At 71.7% G+C, this 23677-nt stretch carries 22 protein-coding genes; 21 read left to right on the plus strand and 1 reads right to left on the minus strand.

Going from position 1 to position 23677, the window contains the following annotated elements:
• Window positions 1-15: 15 nt before the first annotated feature.
• The 6 genes from rplT (at window position 16) to B1H55_RS02165 (ending at window position 4970) form a co-directional block, all read left to right on the plus strand.
• The gene (gene rplT / locus B1H55_RS02140; RefSeq protein ID WP_017176906.1) at window positions 16-396 is read left to right on the plus strand and encodes a 50S ribosomal protein L20; all 381 of its coding nucleotides are present in this window, start codon (window positions 16-18) and stop codon (window positions 394-396) included.
• 103 nt (window positions 397-499) lie between these two features.
• Complete coding sequence (locus tag B1H55_RS02145; protein WP_077240026.1) at window positions 500-1360, plus strand: TrmH family RNA methyltransferase; 861 nt, start codon at window positions 500-502, stop codon at window positions 1358-1360.
• A 175-nt stretch (window positions 1361-1535) separates the two neighbouring features.
• On the plus strand, window positions 1536-2321 hold the full coding sequence (locus B1H55_RS02150; RefSeq protein WP_073452083.1) for an amino acid ABC transporter ATP-binding protein: 786 nt from the start codon (window positions 1536-1538) through the stop codon (window positions 2319-2321).
• Between the two features lie 41 nt (window positions 2322-2362).
• Entirely contained in the window at window positions 2363-3364 is a 1002-nt protein-coding gene (locus B1H55_RS02155; RefSeq protein WP_077240028.1) for a glutamate ABC transporter substrate-binding protein, read from the plus strand.
• 83 nt (window positions 3365-3447) lie between these two features.
• The gene (locus B1H55_RS02160; protein WP_077240033.1) at window positions 3448-4104 is read left to right on the plus strand and encodes an amino acid ABC transporter permease; all 657 of its coding nucleotides are present in this window, start codon (window positions 3448-3450) and stop codon (window positions 4102-4104) included.
• Complete coding sequence (locus B1H55_RS02165; RefSeq protein WP_077240036.1) at window positions 4101-4970, plus strand: amino acid ABC transporter permease; 870 nt, start codon at window positions 4101-4103, stop codon at window positions 4968-4970. Before B1H55_RS02160 ends, B1H55_RS02165 begins: the two co-directional genes overlap by 4 nt.
• A 46-nt stretch (window positions 4971-5016) precedes the next feature.
• Here B1H55_RS02165 and B1H55_RS02170 read toward each other — a convergent pair whose 3' ends face one another.
• Window positions 5017-5943: an alpha/beta fold hydrolase gene (locus B1H55_RS02170; protein ID WP_157750269.1), complete on the minus strand. Its 927-nt coding sequence runs from the start codon at window positions 5941-5943 to the stop codon at window positions 5017-5019.
• A 245-nt stretch (window positions 5944-6188) separates the two neighbouring features.
• Between B1H55_RS02170 and pheS the strand changes: the two genes are divergently transcribed.
• The 15 genes from pheS to tyrS all read left to right on the plus strand — a co-directional run bounded on the left by pheS (window position 6189) and on the right by tyrS (window position 23417).
• Window positions 6189-7283: a phenylalanine--tRNA ligase subunit alpha gene (pheS, locus tag B1H55_RS02175; RefSeq protein WP_077240121.1), complete on the plus strand. Its 1095-nt coding sequence runs from the start codon at window positions 6189-6191 to the stop codon at window positions 7281-7283.
• A 1-nt stretch (window position 7284) separates the two neighbouring features.
• Complete coding sequence (pheT, locus tag B1H55_RS02180; protein ID WP_077240140.1) at window positions 7285-9951, plus strand: phenylalanine--tRNA ligase subunit beta; 2667 nt, start codon at window positions 7285-7287, stop codon at window positions 9949-9951.
• A 64-nt stretch (window positions 9952-10015) separates the two neighbouring features.
• Window positions 10016-10510: a flavodoxin domain-containing protein gene (locus tag B1H55_RS02185; protein ID WP_073452071.1), complete on the plus strand. Its 495-nt coding sequence runs from the start codon at window positions 10016-10018 to the stop codon at window positions 10508-10510.
• A gap of 70 nt (window positions 10511-10580) precedes the next feature.
• Window positions 10581-11690, plus strand: a complete 1110-nt coding sequence (gene argC / locus B1H55_RS02190; RefSeq protein ID WP_080461546.1) for an N-acetyl-gamma-glutamyl-phosphate reductase — start codon at window positions 10581-10583, stop codon at window positions 11688-11690.
• Complete coding sequence (argJ, locus tag B1H55_RS02195; RefSeq protein ID WP_077240141.1) at window positions 11687-12856, plus strand: bifunctional glutamate N-acetyltransferase/amino-acid acetyltransferase ArgJ; 1170 nt, start codon at window positions 11687-11689, stop codon at window positions 12854-12856. The genes argC and argJ overlap by 4 nt, the downstream gene beginning before the upstream one ends.
• 9 nt (window positions 12857-12865) lie before the next feature.
• Complete coding sequence (argB, locus tag B1H55_RS02200; RefSeq protein ID WP_073452066.1) at window positions 12866-13798, plus strand: acetylglutamate kinase; 933 nt, start codon at window positions 12866-12868, stop codon at window positions 13796-13798.
• The gene (locus B1H55_RS02205) at window positions 13795-15078 is read left to right on the plus strand and encodes an acetylornithine transaminase (protein WP_073452064.1); all 1284 of its coding nucleotides are present in this window, start codon (window positions 13795-13797) and stop codon (window positions 15076-15078) included. The genes argB and B1H55_RS02205 overlap by 4 nt, the downstream gene beginning before the upstream one ends.
• Complete coding sequence (locus tag B1H55_RS02210; protein ID WP_073452062.1) at window positions 15071-15670, plus strand: arginine repressor; 600 nt, start codon at window positions 15071-15073, stop codon at window positions 15668-15670. Before B1H55_RS02205 ends, B1H55_RS02210 begins: the two co-directional genes overlap by 8 nt.
• 105 nt (window positions 15671-15775) lie before the next feature.
• Entirely contained in the window at window positions 15776-16999 is a 1224-nt protein-coding gene (locus B1H55_RS02215) for an argininosuccinate synthase (protein ID WP_073452060.1), read from the plus strand.
• Between the two features lie 164 nt (window positions 17000-17163).
• The gene (locus B1H55_RS02220; protein ID WP_077240142.1) at window positions 17164-18510 is read left to right on the plus strand and encodes an O-antigen ligase family protein; all 1347 of its coding nucleotides are present in this window, start codon (window positions 17164-17166) and stop codon (window positions 18508-18510) included.
• 18 nt (window positions 18511-18528) lie between these two features.
• The gene (argH, locus tag B1H55_RS02225; RefSeq protein ID WP_077240143.1) at window positions 18529-20049 is read left to right on the plus strand and encodes an argininosuccinate lyase; all 1521 of its coding nucleotides are present in this window, start codon (window positions 18529-18531) and stop codon (window positions 20047-20049) included.
• A 1-nt stretch (window position 20050) separates the two neighbouring features.
• Window positions 20051-20770 carry a DNA-3-methyladenine glycosylase gene (locus tag B1H55_RS02230; protein ID WP_077240144.1) on the plus strand — a complete coding sequence of 240 codons (720 nt, stop codon included), beginning with the start codon at window positions 20051-20053 and terminating at the stop codon, window positions 20768-20770.
• Complete coding sequence (locus B1H55_RS02235) at window positions 20770-21384, plus strand: class I SAM-dependent methyltransferase (RefSeq protein ID WP_077240145.1); 615 nt, start codon at window positions 20770-20772, stop codon at window positions 21382-21384. Before B1H55_RS02230 ends, B1H55_RS02235 begins: the two co-directional genes overlap by 1 nt.
• The gene (locus B1H55_RS02240; protein ID WP_073452053.1) at window positions 21381-22043 is read left to right on the plus strand and encodes a base excision DNA repair protein; all 663 of its coding nucleotides are present in this window, start codon (window positions 21381-21383) and stop codon (window positions 22041-22043) included. The genes B1H55_RS02235 and B1H55_RS02240 overlap by 4 nt, the downstream gene beginning before the upstream one ends.
• A gap of 111 nt (window positions 22044-22154) precedes the next feature.
• Window positions 22155-23417 (plus strand): tyrosine--tRNA ligase, encoded by a 1263-nt coding sequence (tyrS, locus tag B1H55_RS02245; RefSeq protein WP_077240146.1) that lies wholly within the window; start codon window positions 22155-22157, stop codon window positions 23415-23417.
• Window positions 23418-23677: the final 260 nt, after the last annotated feature.

The raw sequence follows: 23677 nt of genomic DNA on the forward strand, positions 1-23677 counted from the left end.
TGAAGGAGACATCACATGGCACGTGTGAAGAGGGCTGTCAACGCCCACAAGAAGCGTCGTTCTGTTCTCGAGAAGGCCTCGGGCTACCGCGGCCAGCGCTCCCGCCTCTACCGCAAGGCCAAGGAGCAGGTCACCCACTCCGGCGTCTACGCCTTCCGCGACCGTCGCGCGCGCAAGGGCGACTTCCGCCGCCTGTGGATCCAGCGCATCAACGCCGGCGCCCGCGCCGAGGGCATGACCTACAACCGCTTCATCCAGGGCCTCGGCCTGGCCGGTGTGGAGGTCGACCGCCGCATGCTCGCCGAGCTGGCCGTCAATGAGCCCGCCGCCTTCAAGGCGCTCGTCGAGACCGCTCGCAAGGCGCTCCCCAAGGACGTTAACGCCCCCAAGGCCTGACGTCCCGCACCTCCTACGGCGCCGCCGCCCTCCCCGCGAGGCCGGCGGCGCCGTCGTCCACTCATGCGCTGGTCGTGCCCGGGGCTCCCGTAGGCTTGCCATCATGACGCCCGCGACGCCTATCGACTATGACGACGCCCCGCAGATCCTTGACAATCCGACCTCCCAGCGCGTCGCCCGCGTTGCCGGGCTCGCTCGCAGACAGGCCCGCTCCAAGCATGGGCGATTCCTCGTCGAGGGCCCCCAGGGGGTGCGCGAGGCGGTCCGCTGGGCACCGGAGCGGATCCTGGACCTCTACATGACCGAGTCCGCCGCCAGTCGTCACCCCGGGATCTGGGCCGAGGCCAGGGCGGCGGGACTCTATCGGCACCTGACGACCGCGGAGGTCATGGCCGCGATGTCGGCCGATGCCCAGGGGGTACTCGCCGTCGCCGCGATAGGGGAGAGCAGCGGTGCCGACGCCCTGGCGAGAGCCCTTGAGGGGGCGCGCCTCGTCGCGGTGCTCACCGGGGCCCAGGACCCCGGCAACGCGGGCACGATCATCCGCGCCGCCGACGCCGCGGGCGCCGACGCCGTCATCCTCCTGCGCGGCAGCGTGGAGGCCACCTCCCCGAAGGTCGTGCGCTCGACGGCGGGAAGCCTCTTCCACCTGCCCGTCATCACCGGCGTCGGCCTGGAGGAGGCCATAGGGGCCCTGCGTGCGGCGGGCCTGACGATCCTGGCCGCCGACAGCCGCGGGGACACCGACATCTTCGAGGCCGAGGGTTCGGCGGCCGCCGGTGGGCTGCTGTCCGCCCCGAGCGCCTGGCTGCTCGGCAACGAGGCACACGGGCTCGCCCCCGAGACCCTGAGCCGCGCGGATACCGTCATCTCCATCCCGATCCTCGGGAGGGCCGAGTCCCTCAACGTCGCCACCGCAGCGGCTCTCTGCCTCTACGCCTCCGCCCGCGCTCAGCGGGCCTAGCAGCCCCTGCCCGCGTCGCGCTCGACGGCGCCCGCCGCCCTACCGCCCCCGTCCGCTCCGTGGACGGCGGGATGGCCCGGGAATGTTCCGGGGCAGGGTGGCGTTGGTCCTGCTCGCGGGCGCGCTGCCCGCAGCCTCCGCACCGCCCGAGAATGAGGTCAGCGTGACAGCACCCATGGATACCGGCGCCGAGCCCGTCGGCGGGTCCGGAACCACCGGCCCCGACGCACCCCTCATCCGCATCAGCGGCGTCACCAAGCGCTTCGGCGACTTCACAGCGCTCGACGACGTCTCCCTGGACATCCACCGGGGCGAGGTCGTCGCCGTCATCGGGGCCTCGGGCTCGGGCAAGTCGACCCTGTGCCGCACCATCAACCGCCTCGAGACCATCGACGCCGGCACCATCGAGATCAACGGCGAGCTCCTGCCCGAGGAGGGCAGGGACCTGGCCAGGCTGCGCGCCGAGGTCGGCATGGTCTTCCAGTCCTTCAACCTCTTCGGCCACCGCAGCGTCCTGGACAACATCACGCTCGCCCCGATCAGGGTCCGCCGCATGGATCGCGCCGACGCCGAGGCCCGCGCCCACGAGCTCCTGGCGCGAGTGGGCCTGGCCGACCAGGCCGGCAAGCGCCCCTCCCAGCTCTCCGGTGGTCAGGCGCAGCGCGTCGCCATCGCCCGCGCCCTGGCCATGGACCCCATCGCCATGCTCTTCGACGAGCCCACCTCCGCCCTCGATCCCGAGATGATCAACGAGGTCCTCGACGTCATCCGTGACCTGGCCACCACCGGCATGACGATGCTCGTCGTCACCCACGAGATGGGCTTCGCCCGCTCCGTGGCGGACCGCGTCGTGTTCATGGACGCCGGGCGCATCGTCGAGCAGGCCGGCCCGGAGGAGTTCTTCACCTCACCGAGCACGGACCGCGCCCGCGACTTCCTCGCCAAGGTCCTCTCGCACTGACCATCGATCCTCACTCCGCACCACTGATGAAAGGACCTGCCATGGCCCTCTCCACGACGCCCCGATCGATCACCCGGCCCGCCCTCTCCCGGCGCGGCATGCTCACCTGCGCGGGAGGCCTGGGCATCGCCCTGACCCTCGCGGCCTGCTCCGACACCGGTGCCGACGGCAAGGCGGTGGCCTCGTCGACCGCAGGCGGCGACTACGACACAGCGATCAATTCCGGCCCCGTCGCAGCCGATGACGCCGTGGCGGCCTCCACCTGGGCCAGCGCCATCAAGCAGGCCGGCATTCTGCGCCTCGGCGGCTCCAAGACCGCCCAGGTCTTCTCCATCGAGGATCCCACCACCCACAGGATCACCGGTTTCGACGCGGCCATCGGCCAGGCGCTCGCCCGCTACATCATCGGGGGCGACGACGCCGCCTCCCTCGTGGAAGTCACCCAGGCCACCTCCGACACCCGCGAGACCCTGCTGACCAACGGCACCGTCGACACCGTCATCGCCACCTACACGATCACCGAGGAGCGGGCCCAGAAGATCTCCTTCGCCGGCCCCTACTACTCCTCCGGCCAGACCGTCGCCGTCCACAAGGACACCACGGACATCGCCTCCGTCACCGACCTGGCGGGCAGGACTGTCGCCGTCCAGTCCGGATCGTCCTCCCAGGCCGCCCTCGCCGAGGCCTGCCCCGGCGCCACGCCCACGCCCTTCGAGGACAACTCCGCCTGCCTGTCCGCCCTGCAGACCAGGCAGGTCGACGCCTACGTCGTCGACGAGTCCCTCCTGCTGGCCGCCGTGGAGAACAACACCGACATCAAGATCGTCGGCCAGCCCTTCACCGAGGACCCCTATGGTCTCGGGCTGCCCAAGGACTCCGACGCCCAGGCCTTCGTCAACGGCTTCCTGGCCGCGATCGAGGCCGACGGCACCTGGACCAGGATCTGGCAGTCCACCATCGGCGCCATCATCGGGGGCGATGTGCCCCAGCCCCCCGTCATCGGCTCCGTCGCCGGCGCGCAGACAGCCGCCCCGGCCTCCTGACGCGAGCGCCCGCTGGGCCGGGCGCACCGGTCCGGCGGGTCGCTCAGCGGCAAGGACGCGCGGCAGGGAAAGGAGAACCGCCCGTGCACGTCATCCTCGACAATCTCGGTGTGATCGGCGAGGGGCTGAGGACCACCCTCATCATCGCGCTCCTCGCCTACGCGGGGGCGCTCGTCGTCGGCACGATCATGGCCGTCTTCCGGGTCGGCCCGATCCCGCCGCTGCGCGCGCTCGGCGCCGTCTGGGTGGCGGTGTCCTGCAACATCCCCACGCTGTGCCTCATGATCCTCGCCGCCTTCGCGGCCCCGCGCGCGGGGGTGCCCATCAGCCTCTTCTGGGCGGCGGTGCTCGCCATCGTGTTCTCCGCCTCGGGATTCGTCTGCGAGGCCGTGCGCAGCGGCATCAACTCCGTCCCGCGCGGCCAGATCGAGGCGGCGCGCGCCCTGGGCATGCGCTTCGGGGGGATCATCGGCCAAGTGGTGCTGCCCCAGGCCCTCGCCCGGGTCATCCAACCGCTGGTCAACATCTTCATCTCCTGCCTCATCGGGTCCTCGCTCACCGCGGCCATCGGGGTCAGGGAGCTCACCAGCGTCACCCAGCAGCTCAATCTGGAGTACGCCGAGGCCGTCATCTGCTTCCTCACCTCCGGGCTCATCTACCTCGCCCTGGCCTTCGCGGCCACTCGCCTCGGCCACGCCCTGGAGCGCCGCCTCGATGCCACGAGGGGGGTGACCGCATGAGTGCGCTCGCCGCCATCACCGGCAGCCTCGGAGACAGGGCCCCCGCGGCCAGGCGCAAGCGCGCCGAGAGCGATGCCGCCCTTCTCTTCGACGTCCCCGGCCCCCGCGGCCGGGCACGGATCCTCATCGCCTCACTCGTGGTCACCGTGCTCGTGATCGCGCTCGTCGCCGTCGCCATCCACCAGCTCTCGAGCAGTGGGCAGCTCGACTACGCGAAATGGCGCTACTTCCTGGGCCAGTCCATCGTGAACTACCTGGGCCGGGCGGTCCTCGACACCCTGCGCGCCGCCGCCGTCTCAGCGCTCCTGTCCTTCCCGATCGGCATCGCGCTGGGCTGGGCGCGGATGGCCCGCTCCACGGCGCTGCGCGGCGCCGTCGGCCTGTGGATCGACGCGATGCGCGCCATCCCCATGCTCCTCCTCGTCTACTTCTTCCTCCTGGCCGTGCCCAACTGGGGCCTCACCCTGCCATCGATGTGGATGCTCGTGGTCCCCATCGTCATGTGCACATCTGCGACGACGGCGGAGGTCTTCCGCTCCGGCGTGCGCTCCCTGGACGCCGGCCAGTCCGAGGCTGCGGCCGCCCTGGGGCTCAGCTCGGGGCAGACGATGCGCCTCATCCTCGCCCCCCAGGCCCTGCGGCTCATGCTTCCCACCCTGATCACCCAGATGGTGACGATCCTCAAGGACACATCGCTCGGCTACGTGGTGGCCTACGGCGAGCTCATGTACGCCACCAAGGTGCTCACCAACGCCGCGGGCTTCGACGTCTACCTGCCCGCCTACGTCATCGTCGCCCTCATCTACGTGGTCATCAACTGGGCGCTGTCCGCCGCCGCGCGCCGCGTCGAGGCCCGCAGCCGCTGACCGCTCGCAGCCGCCCCTCGGGTGCGTCGAGGAGGGACCGGCGTTCTCACATCCCCTGGGTCGCCCCCGGCTCGGGGTCGGCCCCGTCATTCGCGGCCCAGAAGGCCGTGAGGGCCTCCAGCAGCGCGGAGGGATTCTCCAGTTGGGCGGAGTGGGCGGCGTCGGGGATGAGCGTGAAGGACGCGCCGAGCCTCTTGGCCCAGGGCTCGTACCACTGCACCGGCCACATCGTGTCATTCGCGCCGACGACGACGTTCAGCGGCAGCCCGGTGGCGCGCAGCCGCTCGGTCATGTCGGGGAAGCGGGAGACGATCCTCGCGATCCCCCTCAGGCCGGCCATGGGGGTGGCCAGGGCCCGCAGGCGCAGCACCTCCAGATGCGAGTTCCCCTGGGGCTCCTTGGGCATCCTGGGATGGATGAGGCGGTGCGCGATCCTCGCGCCGAGGGGGCCGTACAGCAGGCGCATCCCGTTCATCAGCCACATGCGCGGCCCGGGCTTGGGGCCCGAGGAGAAGATCGTGAGGGTGCGGAAGAGCGTCGGGTCGGCGATCGCCGTCGCCCGGGCGATGATTCCCCCGAAGCTGTGCCCCACGAGGTGCACCGGGACATCCTCCGCCCCGAAGGACCTGGCGACGGCGAGAGCGTCCTCCACGTAGTTCTCGATGCGGTACTCGCGGGTGCGCTTGGGGGCCGCCGAGTCCGCCTGGCCGCGCTGGGAGTACGCCAGGGCGGTGTATCCGGCGTCCTGGACCATGGGCAGGAAGGAGGAGAAGTCCTCCTTGGAGCCGGTGAAGCCGGGGATGAAGAGCGCGCGCACGGGCTCGGCGCCGCCCTCCTCAGCGGGGGCCGCCTGGGCGAGAGTCGCGGTGAGCTCGCCCGCCGGCGCGGGGACGGCGAGTACCTGAAGATCCTCGTCGAGGGGCTCGGGTCCGAATGGGGCGTGCGGGACCGCCCCTGCGATAGGCGTCAGCATGTGTGAGAGCCTACCGGCCATAGCTGTTGCAATCACGGAGGAGGGATCGCGCCCGGCTCTCCCGGTGCTCGACCCCGGCGTCAGCCCCGCGTCGCGCCCGGCCTGAGGACGGATTCGTCCCCGTCGGGCCGGGGCACTACCCTGGGCCCAGCACCAGCGGCCACGCCGTCGGGCGCGCTCGCGCGCGATCCGGGATTCAAGGCGGTGCCGCACCGCACTGGACCTTTCGAGGAAGGCGCCCGCATATGAACGACGCAGCCGCCGCGACCGGCGCACTGTCCCCACTCGACGCCGACGGCATCAGCGCCGTCGTCGAGCAGGGCCTCGCAGCCATCACCGCCGCCGACTCCCTGCCGGCGCTCAAGGAGGCCCGCCTGGCCTACACCGGTGATGCCTCCGCGCTCGTGGCCGCCAACCGCGCCATCGGCGCCCTGCCCAAGGAGGACAAGCCCACCGCCGGCAAGCTGCTCGGCGCCGCCCGGGGGCGGCTGAACGCCGCCCTCGCCGCGCGGACCGCGGAGCTCGAGGCCGCCGCCGAGGCGGACATGCTTGCCACCGAGACCGTTGACGTCACCGTCCCCACAGACCGCATCGCCGCAGGGGCCCGCCACCCGCTGGACGTCCTCATGGACGAGGTCTCCGACTTCTTCGCCGCCATGGGCTGGGCCATCGCCGAGGGGCCGGAGGTCGAGCACGAGTGGTTCGACTTCGACGCCCTCAACTTCGACGCCGACCACCCCGCCCGCCAGATGCAGGACACCTTCTACATCGACGGCGCCTCCGTGGGCGCCGACCCCGGCGAGCCCTCGAACCTCGTCATGCGCACCCACACCTCCCCGGTGCAGGCCCACGTCATGCTCGCCTCCGAGCCCCCCATCTACGTGGCCTGCCCCGGCAAGGTCTTCCGCTCCGACGAGCTCGACGCCACCCACACCCCCGTCTTCCACCAGGTCGAGGGCCTAGCCGTGGACAAGGGCCTGACCATGGCCCACCTCAAGGGCACCCTCGACCACTTCGCACGCGCCATGTTCGGCCCCGAGGCCCGCACGCGCCTGCGCCCCTCCTTCTTCCCCTTCACCGAGCCCAGCGCCGAGATGGACCTGTGGTTCCCGCAGAAGAAGGGCGGGCCCGGATGGATCGAGTGGGGCGGCTGCGGCATGGTCAACCCCAATGTGCTGATCGCCTGCGGCATCGACCCCGAGGTCCACACCGGCTTCGCCTTCGGCATGGGCCTGGAGCGCACCCTCATGCTGCGCCACGGCATCGCCGATATGCATGACATCGTCGAGGGGGACATCCGCTTCTCCCAGCAGTTCGGAACCACCGGAAAGGGTCACTGACATGCCGTACGTCCCCCTGGAGTGGCTGCGCGAGCACGTCGACGTCCCCACCTCCACCACCGCCGAGGAGCTCGCCTCCGCCCTCGTGCGCGTCGGCCTGGAGGAGGAGCGGATCGTCCCCCCGGCCATCACCGGCCCCCTCGTCGTCGGCAGGGTCCTCACCCGCGAGGCCAAGGAGCAGACCAACGGCAAGGTCATCAACTACTGCCGCGTGGACGTGGGCCCCGAGCACAATGACGCCCCCGGCACCGGCAAGGAGCCCTCGGAACTGCCCAGCCGCGGCATCGTCTGCGGCGCCCATAACTTCGAGGTCGGGGACAGCGTCGTCGTATCCCTGCCCGGCGCCGTCCTGCCCGGCGACTTCGCCATCGCCGCCCGCAAGACCTATGGCCACGTCTCCGACGGCATGATCTGCTCGGCCCGCGAGCTCGGCATCGGCGAGGACCACTCCGGCATCATCGTCCTGGACCAGTGGCTCGCGGCGAACGGCCACGACGGCGAGGAGCCCCCCGCCCCCGGGACCGACGCCCTGCCCCTGCTCGGCCTGGGGGAGGAAGTCCTGGAGATCAACATCACCCCGGACCGCGGCTACTGCTTCTCCATGCGCGGAGTGGCTCGCGAGTACTCCCACTCCACCGGGGCCCGCTTCACCGACCCCGCCGACGGCGCCAACACCGGCCTGTTCCCAGCGGGCGTGGCCGACGCCTCCACCAGCACCGGTGAGGGCTTCCCCGTCATCATCGCCGAGGACCCCGCCCCCATCCACGGCCGCCCCGGCTGCGACCGCTACGTGGCGCGCCTCGTCACCGGCATCGACCCCACCGCGCCCTCCCCGAAGTGGATGGCCGACCGCCTCACCGCCGCCGGCATGCGCCCCATCAGCCTGGCCGTCGACGTCACCAACTACGTCATGCTCGACCTGGGCCAGCCCCTCCACGCCTTCGACGCCGACAAGCTCGTCGCCCCGATCGTCGTGCGCCGCGCCAGGGCGGGGGAGTCCCTCACCTTCCTCGATGAGGTCACCCGTGCCCTCGACCCCGAGGATCTCATCATCTCCGACTCCGACGGCGGGCAGGGCGCGCGCCCCCTCGTCCTGGCCGGGGTCTTCGGCGGCGCCGACACCGAGATCGATGCCTCCACCCGCAACGTGCTCATCGAGGCCGCCCACTTCGACGCCGTGTCCATCGCCCGCTCCTCGCGGCGCCACAAGCTGCCCAGCGAGTCCGCCAAGCGCAACGAGCGCGGCGTGGACACCGCCCTGGCCGCCGTCGCCGCCCAGCGGGCCGTCGACCTGCTCGTCGAGTACGGCGGCGGCAGCGCCGAGCCCGTGGCCACCGACGTCGACCGCACCAGCGCGCCCGAGCCGATCGTCATCCGCGCCGACGCCGCCGAGCGCCTCACGGGCGTTCCCTACGGCACCGCGCGAATCACCGAGCTGCTCGAGATGATCGGATGCTCCGTGATCCCCTCGGGGACGGATGACGCCGGCCGCGAGCTCCTCGCCGTCACCCCTCCCACCTGGCGACCGGACCTCGTGGGCGCCGCCCACTTCGCCGAGGAGGTCGCCCGCCTCGACGGCTACGACGCGATCCCCACGATCGTGCCCGCCGCTCCCGCAGGGCTGGGCCTGGCCCCCCGGCAGAAGGCGCGCCGCGACGCCGTCACGGCCCTGGCGCACGTGGGCCTCACCCAGGTCCTCTCCTACCCCTTCATCGGGGACGCCCACGACCGCCTCGGAATCCCGGCGGGCGACCCGCGCCGCCGGGCGGCCCGGCTGGTCAACCCCCTGGCCGAGGACGCCCCCGCGCTGCGCACCTCCATCCTCGACACCCTCGTGGATACCGCCCGCCGCAACATCTCCCGCGGCCTGCCCGACGTCGCCGTCTTCGAGATCGGGGCCGTTACGCGCCCCTCGGGAACCGTGCCCGCGCCGATCATCGGCGTGGATCGGCGCCCCACCGACGATGAGCTCGCCGCCCTCGAAGCCGGCATCCCCGCCCAGCCGCTCCACATCGGCGCCGTCCTGGCAGGGGATCGCGAGCGCGCCGGCGTGCTCGGCGCCGCCCGCCCCTGGGACTGGGCCGACGCCGTCGAGGTCGTGCGCGCCGTCGCCCGCGCCGTGGGCACCGGCCTGGAGGCCGCCGCGCCCGCCGCTCCCATCGCCCCCTGGCACCCCGGGCGTCTCGCCGAGCTGCGGCTGCCGGCCACCAGGGCCGGCAAGGAGATCATCCCCGGGGCGGTCGTCGCCCACGCCGGCGAGCTGCATCCCCGCGTGGCGCGCGCCCTGGGGCTGCCGGAGCGCTCCTGCGCCCTGGAGATCGACCTCGACGCCCTCCTCGACTCCGCGCTGGGCCGGGGCGTCCTCCAGGTGGGCGCGGTGTCGACTTTCCCCGCCGCCAAGGAGGACATCGCATTGGTCGTCGACGAGTCCGTCTCCGCCTCCCAGGTGGAGGCGCTCATCCGCGCCGCCGCCAAGGACCTCGCCGAGGACGTGCGCCTCTTCGACATCTTCCGCGGCGAGCAGTTGGGCGAGGGGCGCAAGTCGCTCGCCTTCTCCCTGCGACTGCGCGCCGCCGACCGCACCCTGACGGCCGAGGACACCGCCGGCATCCGCAAGCGGATCGTCAAGCGGGCCGCCAAGGTCCTGGGCGCCGAGCTCCGCGCTTGAGTCCCCGTGAATTCATGGACCGGAGTCCCAGCGCGAGACCCCTCTTCGTGCTTGACTTTCCGTCATGACGATCCTCCTGACATCCTCGTCCCGCCACGGCACCACTGATTCGATCGCCGGCGTCATCGCCCAGCGCCTGCGCGAGGCGGGCCTCGATGTCGATGAGGCGCGCCCGGAGGATGTCACCAGCGTCGAGGGGTACGACGCCTTCGTGCTGGGCAGTGCGATCTACATGACGCGCTGGACCGAGCAGGCCACCGACTTCACGCGCCGCTTCCGCGAGGAGCTGTCCACCCACCCCGTGTGGGCCTTCTCCGTGGGCCTGTCCGGTGTGGACAAGGGCGAAGTGAGCGACCCGCTCCGCATCGGCCCGGTGCTCCTGTCCCTCAATGCGCGCGAGCACGTGACCTTCTCCGGGCGCTTCGACCCGGCCCAGCTCAACCTCCGTGAGCGCACCATCGCCAGGATGGGGGGCGCCTCCGAGGGCGACTTCCGCGACTGGGACGCCGTGCGCGCCTTCGCGGACTCCATCGCCGCCGCCCTGCGAGCCCGGGCCTGAGGCTGTTCCGCTCCGCGAGACCTCGGATCTGTCATGTGCATGTCTATGCAATGGCATGTATGGTTCACGTATGACGTGGACAGCAGCGGTCGCGGGCGCGACCGGATACGCCGGTGGTGAGGCCCTCAGGCTCCTCGCCGCGCATCCCGAGATCGAGATCGGGGCGGTCACGGCCAGCTCCTCAGCGGGGACTCTCCTCGGCCAGCACCACTCCCACCTGCCCGGGCTGGCGGGACGGGAGGTCGAGCCCACGCGGGCCGAGCGCTTGGCCGAGCACGACATCGTCATCCTCGCTCTCCCGCACGGGGCCTCCGGCCAGGTCACCGCCGCCATCGAGGAGGCGGCCCGCGATCGAGGGCACTCCCCGATCCTCGTCGATTGCGGGGCCGACCACCGGCTCACCTCGGCCGCGGCCTGGGAGCAGTACTACGGCGGCCCCTTCGCCGAGCCCTGGACCTATGGCATGCCCGAGCTCCTCCACGCCGGGGAGACCAGCGCCGCCGCCCAGCGCGCCGCGCTGAGCGCCGCAACGCGCATCGCCGTTCCCGGATGCAACGTCACCGCCGTCACCCTCGCCGCCCAGCCCGGCGCCGCAGCCGGCCTCATCGACACCTCCTCGCTGACCGTCGTCCTCGCAGTCGGCTACTCCGGCGCCGGCAAGTCCCTCAAGTCCCATCTGACCGCCGCGGAGGCCCTCGGCTCCGCTCAGGCCTACGCCGTGGGGGGCACCCACCGCCACATCCCGGAGATCGTCCAGAACCTCCAGGTGGCGGGCGTGCCCGCGGGAGCCACCCGCCTGTCCTTCACCCCGGTGCTCGTCCCCATGAGCCGGGGGATCCTCGCCACCGTCATCGCCCCACTGACCGCGCTCGCCCAAGGTGCCGATGACCCCCAGGCCCTCCTGCGCGGGACCTGGGAGGCCGCCTACGGCCGCAATGGCGACGGCGAGGCCCTCATCCACGTCCTGCCCGAGGGCGTATGGCCCACCACCGGCTCGGTCCTCGGCTCCGGCCTCGCCTACGTGCAGGTCGCCGTCGACGCCGCGGCCGGGGTGGCGACGATGATGTGCGCCATTGACAATCTCGGCAAGGGGACCGCCTCCGCCGCCCTCCAGTCCCTCAACCTCGCCCTGGGCCTGACCGAGACCACGGGCGTCATCATGCAAGGAGTAGCGCCGTGAGCATCACCGCCGCCAGGGGATTCCGCGCCGCGGGCGTCAAGGCCGGGCTCAAGGCCTCGGGGAGCCCCGACCTCGCCCTCGTCGTCAATGACGGCCCGCTGGCGATCGCCGCCGGGGTGTTCACCACCAATCGGGTGGTCGCCGCGCCCGTGACCTGGTCCCGCCGGGCCCTGGCCGCCAGCCCTGCGGCCCGCGCCGTCATCCTCAACTCCGGATCCGCAAACGCTTGCACCGGTGAGCGCGGGGCCGCCGATGCCGCTTCCACCGCCGCCCATGTGGCGGGGCTCCTCGGCTGCGAGCCCACGGACGTCCTCGTGTGCTCCACTGGAGTCATCGGCGAGCCCATCGACATGGGCTCCCTGCTCCCCGGCGCGGACGCCGCGCACGCCGCACTGGCCGCCACGCCCGAGGCCGGCCACGGGGCCGCCGTCGCCATCATGACCACCGACACCGTCCCCAAGGAGGCCGCGGCCGCCCGCGACGGATGGACCATCGGCGGCATGATCAAGGGCGTGGGCATGCTCGCCCCGGGGCTGGCGACCATGCTCTGCGTGCTCACCACCGACGCCGTCGTCGATCCCGGCGCCGCCCAGGCCGCCCTGGCCTCCGCCGCCGCGCGCACCGTCAACCGCATCAACTCCGATGGCTGCATGTCCACCAATGACACCGTCGTCCTCCTGGCCTCAGGGGCCTCCAGGATCACCCCGACGGACGCCGAGCTCGCCGACGCCGTCCAGGAGGTCCTGGCCGAGCTGGGCCGCAGACTCGTCGCCGACGCCGAGGGCGCCACTCACGACATCGCCATCACCGTGCTGGGCGCGGCCAGCGAGGAGGCGGCCGAGGCCGCGGCCCGCACAGTCTCGGCCTCCAACCTGCTCAAATGCGCCGTCGCCGGTGAGGACCCCAACTGGGGGCGCGTCCTGTCGCAGCTCGGCACCGTCCCCGAGGAGGCCTGCCCCTTCGATCCCGACGAGGTGGACGTGACCATCAACGGCGTCACCGTCTTCCGCCACGGCGGCCTGGGCGAGCCCCGGGGCGCCGTGGACATGAGCCCTCGGGAGACCCGGATCGATATCGACCTGGGGGCGGGAACCGCCCGGGCGACCGTCTGGACCAATGACCTCACCCACGGCTATGTCACCATCAACGCCGACTACACCACCTGAGCATTCACGATGAGCATCGAGACATCCCAGATCAGCCCTCAGATCAAAGCCGAGGTCCTCCTCGAGGCCGTGCCATGGCTGCGCAGCTACAAGGGCGCCACCATGGTCATCAAGTACGGCGGCAACGCCATGATCGACGAGGGCCTCAAGCGGGCCTTCGCCCAGGACATCCTCTTCCTCCACCAGGTCGGGGTGCGCCCCGTCGTCGTCCACGGCGGCGGTCCCCAGATCAACGAGATGCTGGGCCGTCTCGGCATCGAATCCGAATTCCGCGGCGGGTTGCGCGTGACCACGCCGGAGGTCATGGACGTGGTCCGCATGGTGCTCACCGGCTCGGTCCAGCGCGAGCTCGTCTCCCTGCTCAACCTCGACGGGTCCGCCGCCGTGGGCATCTCAGGGGAGGACGGCGGCCTCCTGCGCGCCAGCCAGCGCTCCGCCACCGTCGATGGAGCCAGCGTGGACGTGGGGCTGGTCGGCGACGTCGTCGAGGTCAGCCCCCAGCCGATCATCGACCTGCTGGACCAGGGGCGCATCCCCGTCATCTCGTCCGTGGCGCCGCTGGTGACCGACTCGGCGACCGTCCTCAATGTCAACGCGGACACCGCCGCCGCCGCCATCGCCATCGCGCTGAGGGCCCGCTCACTGGTGATGCTCACCGACGTCGAGGGCCTTTACGCCGCTTGGCCGGACCGCTCGTCGCTCGTCCCCTTCATCTCCGCCCGCGCCCTGGAGGAGATGCTCCCCAACCTCGCCAGCGGCATGATCCCCAAGATGGAGGCCTGTCTGCGGGCCGTGCGCGGGGGAGTGGGACAGGCCCATGTCATCGACGGGCGCCAGGCGCACTCCATGCTCCTGGAGATCGTCACCGATGAGGGAGTGGGCACCGTCATTCACCCGGGGGACAGCCCCGTACCACCACTCGACGGAGGGAAACGGCTATGACCGAAGCGACCACCACCGCGCCCAAGAGCGCCGGCGGCAACGCCGAGTGGCGCGACCGCTACGCCAATGCGGTCATGAACACCTTCGGCACGCCCTCGCGCGTCCTCGTGCGGGGCAGCGGGACGAGGGTCTGGGACGCCGACGGCGCCGAGTACCTCGACCTGCTCGCGGGCATCGCCGTCAACTGCCTCGGCCACGCCCACCCGGCGGTCATCGAGGCCGTGAGCACCCAGTTGGCCGCGCTGGGGCACGTCTCCAATTTCTTCACCACTCCCGCCCAGGTCCGCCTGGCCGAGGAGCTCATCGCCCTGACCCTCCCGGGCGCCGAGCCCGGCGCCTCCCGGGTCTTCCTGGCCAACTCCGGCACTGAGGCCAACGAGGGGGCCCTCAAGATCGCCCGCCGCCATGGCGGCTCCTCCCGGCCCCGGGTCCTCGCCCTGGAGCAGGCCTTCCACGGGCGCACCATGGGCGCGCTCGCCATGACCCACAAGACCGCCTACCGCGAGCCCTTCGAGCCCCTTCCCGGGGGCATCGAGTTCGTGCCCGCCGGAGATGCGACGGCCCTGAGGGACGCCATGGGGCCCGATGTCGCCGCCCTCATCGTTGAGCCCATCCAGGGCGAGGCCGGCGTGCGGCCCCTGCCCGACGGCTACCTCGAGGCCGCCCGCGCCCTGACCCGCGACGCCGGCGCCCTGCTCATCATCGACGAGGTCCAGACCGGCATGGGCCGTGCGGGCGCCTGGATGGCGCACCACATCCTGGCCCCCGGCGTCGTCCCCGACGTCGTCACCCTGGCCAAGGGCCTGGGCGGCGGGATACCGATCGGCGCGGTAGTGGCCACCGGCCAGGCCGCCGAGCTCCTCGGCCCGGGTCAGCACGGCACGACTTTCGGAGGCAACCCGGTGGCCGCCAGCGCTGCCCTGGCCGTCATCGACACCCTGCGCTCCGAGGGCCTCCTGGCGCGCGCGGCGGACCTGGGCCGCAGGTGGGCATCGGAGATCGCCCGAGTCCCCGGCGTCGACGGCACGCGCGGATTGGGACTGCTCATCGGCGTCGCGCTCGACCCCGCGGTCGGCCCCGCCTCCGCCATTGCCGAGGACCTCGCCCGGGCCGGGTTCATCGTCAACGCCCCCCGGGCCGACACCTTGCGCCTGGCGCCGCCCCTGATCCTGTCCGATGAGGATGCCGACGCCTTCACCGCTGGGCTCTCGGCCCTTCTCGCCGCGCGCCTGGCGAGCGCCTCCGAGGGTGCCGCGACGACTGCGGAGAGCCATGACTGAGCGCGTGATCGATCAGAGCGCCACCGGCGCCGAGACCACATCCCCGGGGCTTCCCGCCGCGCCGGCGACGAAGGCCGCCAGGCACGCCCTCATCCGCCAGATCCTGGGCCATTCCCGGATACGCTCCCAGGCCGAGCTGCGCGAGGCCCTGGCCGAGCGCGGCGTGAGCACCACCCAGGCCACCCTGTCCCGGGATCTCGTCGAATTGCGCGCCACGAAGATTCGGACATGCGACGGCGTGCTCGTCTACTCCGTCCCCGAGGCCGGCGCCCCCGGCCAGCTGCGCGCGGCGCAGGCGGTGGCCGAGGGCGCGGATGAGAACGACCTGGGCCCCTACACGACGCCCCGGCTGGCCCGCTGGTGCGCCGACCTGCTGGTGACGGCCGAGTGGTCCGGCGGCCAGCTCGTGCTGCGCACCCCGGCAGCCTCGGCCCAGCTGCTGGCCAGCGCCGTCGATGACTCGATGCTCCCCGGGGTCCTGGGCTGCATCGCCGGCGACGACACCGTCCTGGTCATCACCCGGTCGGAGGAGGTCGCGGCCCGCGTGGCCACCCATCTCCTCGCCCTGGCCGACCCTGCGGGAAGACGCTGACGGCAGATCCCCGCCCTCGACCTCCCTCAGGGGCGCCCCTGCCCGGGCGCTCCCTCCAACCGACAGGCCGGCCCGCCGGCACAACCCCTCCTATGGAGATCCCTCATGAACAAGAACACTGATCGCGTCGTCCTGGCCTACTCCGGCGGGCTGGACACCTCAGTCGCCATCGGCTGGATCGGAGAGCAGACCGGCCGAGAGGTGGTCACAGTCTCGGTCGACGTCGGGCAGGGCGGCGAGGACCTCGACGTCATCCGTCGACGCGCGCTCGACTGCGGCGCCGTCGAGGCCTATATCGCCGACGCCCGCGACGAGTTCGCCTCCGACTACTGCATGCCGGCGCTCAAGGCCAACGCGCTCTACGAGGGAACCTACCCGCTCGTATCCGCCCTGTCCCGGCCGGTCATCGCCAAGCACCTCGTGCGCGCCGCCCGCGAGTTCGGCGCATCGACGGTGGCGCACGGCTGCACCGGGAAGGGCAACGACCAGGTCCGCTTCGAGGTCGCCATCACCTCCATGGCACCGGACATGGACTGCCTGTCCCCGGTGCGCGACCTCGCCCTGACGCGCGATGTCGCCATCGAGTACGCCGAGAAGCACAGCCTGCCCATCGAGACCACCAAGCACAACCCCTTCTCCATCGACCAGAACGTGTGGGGGCGCGCCGTCGAGACCGGCTTCCTGGAGGACCTGTGGAACGCCCCGACGAAGGACATCTACACCTACACCGATGACCCCACCTACCCGCCGCTGCCCGACGAGGTCATCATCACTTTCAAGGAGGGCCTGCCCGTGGCGATCGACGGCGTCGCCGTCACCCCGCTCCAGGCCATCCAGGAGCTCAACCGCAGGGGAGGGGCCCAGGGGATCGGCCGCATCGACATGGTCGAGGACCGCCTTGTGGGCATCAAGTCCCGGGAGATCTACGAGGCCCCCGGTGCCGTCATCCTCATCGAGGCCCACCGCGCCCTGGAGGCCGTCACCCTCGAGCGCCTCCAGCGCCGCTACAAGCGCCAGATCGAGCAGACCTGGGGCGAGCTCGTCTACGAGGCGCAGTGGTACTCGCCGCTCAAGCGCTCCTTGGACGCCTTCATCGAGGACACCCAGCATTACGTCAGCGGCGACATCCGGATGGTCCTCCACGGCGGGCGCGCCACCGTCAACGGGCGCCGCAGCGAGAGCGGGCTCTACGACTTCAACCTGGCCACCTACGACTCGGGCGATACCTTCGACCAGTCCTCATCGCGAGGATTCATCGAGATCTACGGCATGCAGCCCAAGCTCGCCGCCGCCAGGGCCGAGCGGCTCGGCGAGGGCGCGGGCTTCTGATCCCGGTGAGCGTGCGACCAGCGTCTTCCCGCGCCGCTGGTCGCGCGCCGCCCATCGGGCCGCGCTGTGGCGCCATGTGGGACTAACATCTGAGGAGCTCCGTCGTCAGGCATCGCCCGCAGGAGCGCCGATGGAGCAGGACCGACAGACACGGATGACCAAAAATGCAGCGTGAGGAGATCGACGCCCCCACGGGGCGCGCCCATGGGCGCTCGATCATCCCCGGCCTCGCCGTGTGGGCCTTCTTCCTGACCTTCTCCGGGCAGGGCATCCGCAACGTCGTGGGTTGGACGCCCTTCGGCATCATCGCGGCGATCAGTGGAATCGCGCTGTACGCGGCCTTCCGCCTCGAGGGGCACCGGATCGTGTGGCGCGCGCTGCCCCCCGCGATATGCGCCTACTGCCTGTGGTGCGTGGCCAGCATCGTCTGGACCCAGTTCCCCAACGAGACCCTCCTCGCCTCCGCCCTCATGGTGGCGACCACCGCGGCCGGCATCCTCCTGGCCTGCGCGCTCTCCCTGCGTCAGCTCACGGTCGCCCTGGGGCGCTCCCTCGAGGCGACCATCGCGTTGAGCCTGGCGCTCGAGGCCTACGTGGCGCTCGTCCTCAAGCACCCTCTCATCCCTCTCTACATGAGGGGATGGGAGAGTGTGCCCATCTCCTACTTCTGGAGCGAGGACCGGCTCCTCCAGGGAGGCCCGATCCAGGGGATCGTCGGCAACCGCAATCCGCTGGCCTTCATCGCCCTGCTCGCCCTCATCTGCGTGGTCGTGCGATGGAGGGACCGGCAGATCAGCCGCTCCCACCTCATCGTGTGGTCCTCGCTCTCGGTGCTCACTCTCGTCCTGACCCGCTCGGCCACGGTCACCGTGGCGGCGGTGATCTGTGCGATCCTCGCCGTGGTGCTGTGGTGGCTGCGGCACGTGCCCCGGGAGCAGCGCTACCAGGCGATCCTGCGCACCGCCGCGGCCTGCCTGCTGATCGGCCTGATGGCGCTCCTCTTCCGCCACGACCTGGCCGTGCTGCTCAACCGCAGCCCGGACATGTCGGGCCGGGCGATCATCTGGGAGCGCGTCATCGACCTGTGGAAGCAGCACTCCATCCTGGGATGGGGATGGGTCATGTACTGGCAGCCCTGGCTCCCGGTGTTCCAGACGCTTGTCGTCCGCCCTGACGGCACCCCGACCATGAGCGCGCACAACGCCTACCTCGAGGCGCTGTTCCAGACGGGCATCATCGGCTTCATCCTCGTCGTGGCCGTCGTCCTGCTGCTCCTCGTGCGCACCGGACGGCTCGCCCTGCTCTATCTCGACTCCGCGCCCTCGGTGCTCCTGCCGCTCCTCGTCTCCGCAGCGCTGGCGATCCAGGCCCTGACCGAGTCCCGCCTGCTGTCCGAGGGCAACTGGATGGTCGCCTGCGCCATCGGCACCTGGTTGGGCCTGCACCGCCTCACCGTCAAGGAGGCCGAGCGGCCCAGCCGGACCAGGATCGGGGAGGACCCCCGACAGTGAATGCGTCATGATGGGGGCATGACGCCTCCGACCGACCGCACTCCCGACGCCGCAGATGCCGCCCCTTCCAGCAGGAACCCACCGGAGGGCGGGGGCGCTATCAGCCTGTGGGGCGGGCGCTTCACCGGCGGCCCCGCCCAGGCATTGGCCGCCCTGAGCGTGTCCACCCACTTCGATTGGCGCCTGGCCCGATACGACATCGCCGGCTCGCGCGCGCACGCCCGCGCACTGGCGGGCGCGGGCCTGCTCGACGACGGCCAGCTGACCGGCATGCTCGACGCCCTCGACCGGCTGGAGGACGACGTCGTCTCGGGGGCCTTCGCTCCCGCGCCCGCCGATGAGGACGTCCACACGGCCCTCGAGCGCGGCCTCATGGAGCGCGCGGGCGACGACCTGGGCGGGCGCCTGAGGGCGGGGCGCTCGCGCAACGACCAGATCGCCACCCTCATCCGCATGTACCTGCGCGACCAGGCCCGCCACGTCGCCGGCCTCGTCCTCGACGTCGTCGACGCCCTCATCAACCAGGCGGCGCGCGCGGGTGAGGCGATCATGCCGGGCCGCACCCACATGCAGCACGCCCAGCCCGTGCTCGTCGCCCACCACCTGCTCGCCCACGCCTGGCCGCTCATGCGCGATGTCGAGCGCCTGGAGGACTGGGACGCGCGCGCCGCCGTCAGCCCGTACGGGTCCGGCGCCCTGGCGGGCAACACGCTCGGGATGGACCCCGATGCCGTCGCCGCCGACCTGGGCTTCGACGCCTCGGTGGAGAACTCCATCGACGGCACGTCGGCGCGCGACGTCATCGCCGAGATGAGCTTCATCCTGGCGATGACCGCCGTGGACGTCTCCCGCCTGAGCGAGGAGGTCATCATCTGGAACACCAAGGAGTTCGGCTTCGTCACCCTCGATGACGCCTACTCCACGGGTTCGTCGATCATGCCGCAGAAGAAGAACCCGGATGTCGCCGAACTCGCCCGCGGCAAGGCCGGCAGGCTCATAGGCGACCTCTCCGGCCTGCTCGCCACCCTCAAGGCCCTGCCCCTGGCCTACGACCGGGACCTGCAGGAGGACAAGGAGCCGGTTTTCGACGCCCTCGACACTCTCGCGGTCCTCCTGCCCGCGGTCAGCGGCATGGTCGAGACCATGACCCTGCACCTCGACCGGATGGCCGAGCTCGCCCCGCAGGGCTTCTCCCTGGCGACCGACGTGGCCGAATGGTTGGTCAAGGAGGGCGTGCCCTTCCGCGAGGCGCACGAGCTCTCGGGCGCCTGCGTGCGCGAGTGCGAGAACCGCGGCATCGAGCTGTGGGACCTCAGCGACGAGGACTTCGCGGGAATCGATGCCCGGCTGACGCCCGGTGTGCGGGAGGTCCTGTCCGCCGCCGGCTCGGTGGCGGCGAGGAGCGGCCACGGCGGTACCGCGCCCGTGCGCGTCGTCGAGCAGCTCGCCCGTGCCATCGAACACGCCTCCGAGCTGCGCGTCTTCTCCTGGGAGGGCTCTCTGCTCGACGGCCCTGGCAGCGAGGGGCAGGGGAACTGACATGCCAGCCGAGCCCTGCGAGCCCGCCGCGCCCGAGGGCCGCGAGCGGGGGAGCGGCCCGCTCGAGGAGACTCGACGGATCCTGGCGCTGGACTCCCTGGATGCGGCGCCGCTGCTGCTCGGGGCGGTCTTCTCCGCCACCGACTCCGAGGGGACCGTCTCGGTGCGGATCACCGAGGTGGAGGCCTACCGGGGTGGGCGGGACCCCGGCTCACACGCCTACCGGGGCCGCACCGCCCGCAACACCTCGATGTTCCGCGCGGGCGGCATCATCTACGTCTACTTCACCTATGGCATGCACCACTGCGTCAATGTAGTCACCGGGCCCGAGGGTGTGTCCCGCGCCGTGCTGCTGCGCGGTGGTGAGGTGGTCGAGGGACTCGAGCTGGCGCGATCGCGCCGGTCGGCGGCGCGCACCGACCGGGACCTGGCCCGTGGGCCCGCGCGCCTGTGCGCGGCCCTGGGGCTCACCCGCCTCGACGACGGCGCCGCGCTGGGCTCGCCCGGATCGCGCGTGAGCCTGGCCGTGGCCGGGCCCGGGAATGCTCCGGCGTCCGGTGCGATCCGCACGGGCCCGCGCACGGGGGTGGCCGGTCCCGGGGGAGACGGCCAGGCCTTCCCCTGGCGCTTCTGGATTGAAGGCGACCCCACCGTCTCGCCCTACAAGGCGGCCGCGCCCCGGCGGGCCGGGCGCGGGGGAGCCGTGCCCGGAGGATCCTGATGCCTGAGCACTACTGGAACCACAACACGGCCTTCCACGACGAGCTCGTCGCCGACGCCGCCGTCCGCGGCGGGCGGGCGCTGGACGTCGGCTGCGGGGACGGCCTGCTGCTCGAGCGGCTGGCGGGCGTGTGCGAGGAGGTTGTCGGGGTCGAGGCCGATGCTGCCACCGCGCAGCGCGCCCATGAGCGTCTGGCCGGGGTCCGCAACGCGGACGTGCACCGCCTGGACGTGCTCGGCGGCGACGTCGTCGGGCAGCTCGGGCGCTTCGAGACGGTGACCTGCGTCGCCGTCCTGCACCACCTGCCGCTGGAGGCCGGGCTGGAGCGCCTGGCCGAGTTCGTGGCGCCCGGAGGCCGGCTCACGGTTGTCGGCCTCGCCGCGAACGCGAGCGCCTGGGACTGGATCGTCTCAGGGCTGAGCATCCTGCCGATCCGGGTGGCGAGCCGGCTCCACGGCGAGATGCGGGACATCGGCGTGCCCGTGACCCGGGCGCGAGAGCCCCTGGCCGAGATCCGCCGTGCGGCGGCGCGGGCTCTCCCGGGGGCGCGGGTGCGGCGCCGCTTCTACTACCGCTACACACTCACCTGGGACCGGCCCGGAGCGGGCTCGTGAGCGCCGCCGGGACCTCGCCCCTGCCGGTCCGACTCGTGCTGGAGCGCCTGCGGCGGGCGCTGGGCGAGGTCGAGCCATGGCCGGGGGAGTGCGACCTGGAGTACGTGTGCGGCGCCGTCCTCGTGCAGAACACGGCGTGGACGAATGTCGAGCGCGCCCTGGACGCCCTGCGGGAGGCGACCGCCTTCGACGCGCGGCGCCTGCTCGCCCTGGACGACGACGAGCTGAGGGCCCTCATCCGTCCCGCCGGCTTCATGAGGGCCAAGTCGGCGACTCTGCGGGCCTACGTCTCGTGGTCACTGTCGCCCGCAGGGCGTGGCGCGGAGCACCTGGACGACGCCGCCCTGCGCGACGCGCTGCTCGCCCTGCGCGGCGTCGGCCCGGAGACGGCCGACGTCATCGCCCTCATGGTCTTCCACCGGCGCCGCTTCATCTTCGACACCTACGGGCGGCGGCTGCTCGCCCAGGCCGGCTACGCCGTCGGCAACGGCTATGAGCCGACACGGCGCGCCCTGGAGGAGCGGATCGACGCCGAGGCGCTGAGTCTGGCCGAGCTCGTCGAGATCCACGGCCGCATCCTCGAGGCGGGCAAGCGCGCCCGGGCCGCCGGAGGCTGGGAGGTCTACGGGCCGAGCATCGGTCTCCTCCCGGAGCGCTGAGCCGGACGGGAAGCCTGGGCGGCTCCGTCGTCGTGGCAGACTAGCGGCGCCGGAGACCGCTCCGGCCCCGGGCGTCATGCGCCGGGAAGAGCGAGGAAAGGCATCAGGGCCGTGACCGACATCCTGGATGAGCTGCAGTGGCGGGGCCTCATCGCCCAGCACACCGACATCGATGCGCTGCGCCAGGCGCTCAACGGGGGGCGGCTCACCTTCTATTGCGGCTTCGACCCGACCGCCCCCTCGCTCCACCACGGACACCTCGTGGCCGTGAAGGTCATGCGGCACCTGCAGCTGGCCGGGCACCACCCCCTCGCCCTGGTCGGCGGCGCCACCGGATTGGTGGGCGACCCCCGGGACAAGGGCGAGCGCGTCCTCAACACCCCCGAGGTCGTGGCCGGATGGGCGCGCTCCCTGCAATCGCAGTTGGAGAACCTCCTCGACTTCGAGGGGGACAACCCCGCGCGCATCGTCAACAACCTCGACTGGACCGGTGAGCTGACCGCCATCGGCCTGCTGCGAGACCTGGGCAAGTACTTCCGCCTGGGCACCATGCTCTCCAAGGACATCGTCGCCCGCCGCCTGGCCAGCGAGGAGGGCATCTCCTACACCGAGTTCAGCTACCAGATTCTGCAGGCCAACGACTACCTCGAGCTGTACCGCCGCTACGGCTGCACCCTCGAGGTCGGTGGGAACGACCAGTGGGGCAACCTCGTGGGGGGCATGGACCTCATCCACAAGGTCGAGGGGGCTTCGGTCCATGTCATGACCAATCCGCTCATCACGAAGGCGGACGGCACGAAGTTCGGCAAGACCGAGGGCGGCGCCATCTGGCTGAGCCCCGATTTGCTCAGTCCCTACGCGTTCTACCAGTTCTGGCTCCAGGTGGATGACGCCGACGTCGTGCGCTTCCTCAAGGTCTTCACCTTCCTGGACCGTGAGGAGATCGAGCGCCTGGAGGCCGAGGTGACGACCAACCCCAAGGCCCGTGAGGCGCAGCGGGCGCTCGCCCGCGAGGTCACGCGCTGGGTCCACGGCGAGCCCGCCCTCGCTCAGGCCGAGGCCGCGACGGCGGCGCTATGGGGCCGTGGTGACCTGTCCGCGATCGACGAGGCAACGATGGCTGCGGCCACGGCGGACCTGCCGAGCTCGGAGCTCGTCGTGGGGGAGTCCACCATCGTCGACCTCCTCGTCGGCGCGGGGCTGGAGAAGGGGCGCGGGGCGGCGCGCCGAACGATCGCCGCGGGCGGCGCCTACCTCAACAACACCAAGGTGGCCGACGAGGAGGCAGTGGTGACCGAGGCCGACCTGCTCGCCGGGGGAGTGGTCCTCGTGCGCAAGGGGCGGCGGACTCTCTCCGTGGCGCGGAGCAAGTAACGGAGGAGACCTCGGGCATACCGTCTGATCTGCGAGAATTCAGCGACGGCGTCCATGTGGGCGCCGTCACTGATTTGTGATTTGACGACGCGGTGAGCGCTACGTAATCTACTCCTCGGCCAAGCGCGGCACCGAGGTCATCTCGGGGTCGGGCGGCCGGAACTGAACAGAGGAGCGCGAGATCGGGATCACCGGTTTCCGGTTTGATCCGAGGCGTTCCAATCTGTAATGTTCTCTCTGCGCCTCTTCGTGGTGGTGGC

It is taken from the genome of Actinomyces denticolens (assembly GCF_002072185.1).
Lineage (GTDB): Bacteria > Actinomycetota > Actinomycetes > Actinomycetales > Actinomycetaceae > Actinomyces > Actinomyces denticolens.

Coding starts and splice junctions, on each gene's coding strand:
- B1H55_RS02185 (WP_073452071.1), top strand. CDS start 10,016: ATGACGATCCTCCTGACATCCTCGTCCCGCCACGGCACCACTGATTCG.
- B1H55_RS02220 (WP_077240142.1), top strand. CDS start 17,164: ATGCAGCGTGAGGAGATCGACGCCCCCACGGGGCGCGCCCATGGGCGC.
- B1H55_RS02145 (WP_077240026.1), top strand. CDS start 500: ATGACGCCCGCGACGCCTATCGACTATGACGACGCCCCGCAGATCCTT.
- B1H55_RS02205 (WP_073452064.1), top strand. CDS start 13,795: ATGACCGAAGCGACCACCACCGCGCCCAAGAGCGCCGGCGGCAACGCC.
- B1H55_RS02215 (WP_073452060.1), top strand. CDS start 15,776: ATGAACAAGAACACTGATCGCGTCGTCCTGGCCTACTCCGGCGGGCTG.
- argB (WP_073452066.1), top strand. CDS start 12,866: ATGAGCATCGAGACATCCCAGATCAGCCCTCAGATCAAAGCCGAGGTC.
- B1H55_RS02155 (WP_077240028.1), top strand. CDS start 2,363: ATGGCCCTCTCCACGACGCCCCGATCGATCACCCGGCCCGCCCTCTCC.
- B1H55_RS02165 (WP_077240036.1), top strand. CDS start 4,101: ATGAGTGCGCTCGCCGCCATCACCGGCAGCCTCGGAGACAGGGCCCCC.
- B1H55_RS02230 (WP_077240144.1), top strand. CDS start 20,051: ATGCCAGCCGAGCCCTGCGAGCCCGCCGCGCCCGAGGGCCGCGAGCGG.
- argC (WP_080461546.1), top strand. CDS start 10,581: ATGACGTGGACAGCAGCGGTCGCGGGCGCGACCGGATACGCCGGTGGT.
- pheS (WP_077240121.1), top strand. CDS start 6,189: ATGAACGACGCAGCCGCCGCGACCGGCGCACTGTCCCCACTCGACGCC.
- rplT (WP_017176906.1), top strand. CDS start 16: ATGGCACGTGTGAAGAGGGCTGTCAACGCCCACAAGAAGCGTCGTTCT.
- B1H55_RS02235 (WP_077240145.1), top strand. CDS start 20,770: ATGCCTGAGCACTACTGGAACCACAACACGGCCTTCCACGACGAGCTC.
- B1H55_RS02210 (WP_073452062.1), top strand. CDS start 15,071: ATGACTGAGCGCGTGATCGATCAGAGCGCCACCGGCGCCGAGACCACA.
- B1H55_RS02170 (WP_157750269.1), bottom strand. CDS start 5,943: ATGCTGACGCCTATCGCAGGGGCGGTCCCGCACGCCCCATTCGGACCC.
- B1H55_RS02150 (WP_073452083.1), top strand. CDS start 1,536: ATGGATACCGGCGCCGAGCCCGTCGGCGGGTCCGGAACCACCGGCCCC.
- argH (WP_077240143.1), top strand. CDS start 18,529: ATGACGCCTCCGACCGACCGCACTCCCGACGCCGCAGATGCCGCCCCT.
- pheT (WP_077240140.1), top strand. CDS start 7,285: ATGCCGTACGTCCCCCTGGAGTGGCTGCGCGAGCACGTCGACGTCCCC.